Annotated in this window: 2 protein-coding genes; both read right to left on the bottom strand. The window is 46.2% G+C overall.

Annotated features, from left to right (window positions below; genetic code table 11):
* Positions 1-305 (bottom strand): hypothetical protein (locus PI246_RS18380; RefSeq protein WP_320552775.1); only part of this gene is annotated, 305 nt, incomplete at its 3' end.
* Between the two features lie 24 nt (positions 306-329).
* Positions 330-865, bottom strand: a 536-nt coding sequence (locus PI246_RS18375) for a hypothetical protein (protein ID WP_320552774.1), incomplete at its 5' end; no start/stop codon positions are given.

Here is an 865-nt window from a genome sequence, read left to right as displayed (position 1 = left end):
GCGTAATCCAGCGCCCATCGCATCGTATTCGCCGCTTCGGGCCACTGGCTCGGCATGTTCATCGCGATCATAGCGATGTCGGCCTGGATGTCGTGAATATTCGAGGGCTCGGTGCCCTTGTTGACCACGACCAACTCACCCGTCGCTTCATTTTTTAAGACCGCCCCATAATAATTCGTGGCGGAGCTGGGTGATACGTAGATCACTGAGTAATTAGAGGTGTTGCTTTGTAAATCTTGGCCGAATCTTGGGTGATTGTAAATCTTTGCTGCGATGAAAGCATGCTGTTCTGAGCTCTTACTCATTTCCGCCTCCCTGGAAAATCTCTTCTATTTGTCTAAGGATTTTAATTGAATTTCTGTTATAGGTTTTACAAAATTTTCCGATCGGAAGAAGCTTTTTGGCTGCTCACGTAAATAGGATGATTCTGCCGAAACGCTTACGTGAATAGGTATGCGATGCCCTTTTAAGTTCGGTATGGGACGCCTTCCGTAGCATGATTGCGGAAATTTGCTAGACGTGAATACGCAAGTAAGGCTGTAAGTCGATCCTGGTGTAAGATCTTGTTGCGATCCCCAGTCATTTGTCGCCCAAATTCTTGTGGAAATATTTCGGACACGAAAGTAAGGCGTGGCGAGTTCCCAGTTGCAGCTTTGTCTTTTGTAACGGTCGATATAAATGGAATAGTTCGATTTGGCTGGATTATCGCTTTCATTTATAAAGCTGACAGTTTCTTCTGGATAAATGAAGCTGCCACCACGGAGCGGGTCGATGAAACCGCATTCATACTGCTGGTTCTGATACAGCGCTTTCATTTCGATGCGATAGTGTTTCGCATCCTCCGGATTATCGAACGTCACGGTGA

The organism is Luteibacter sahnii (assembly GCF_034063545.1).
Taxonomy (GTDB): domain Bacteria; phylum Pseudomonadota; class Gammaproteobacteria; order Xanthomonadales; family Rhodanobacteraceae; genus Luteibacter; species Luteibacter sahnii.
This window is presented reverse-complemented; position numbering and strand designations above follow the sequence as displayed.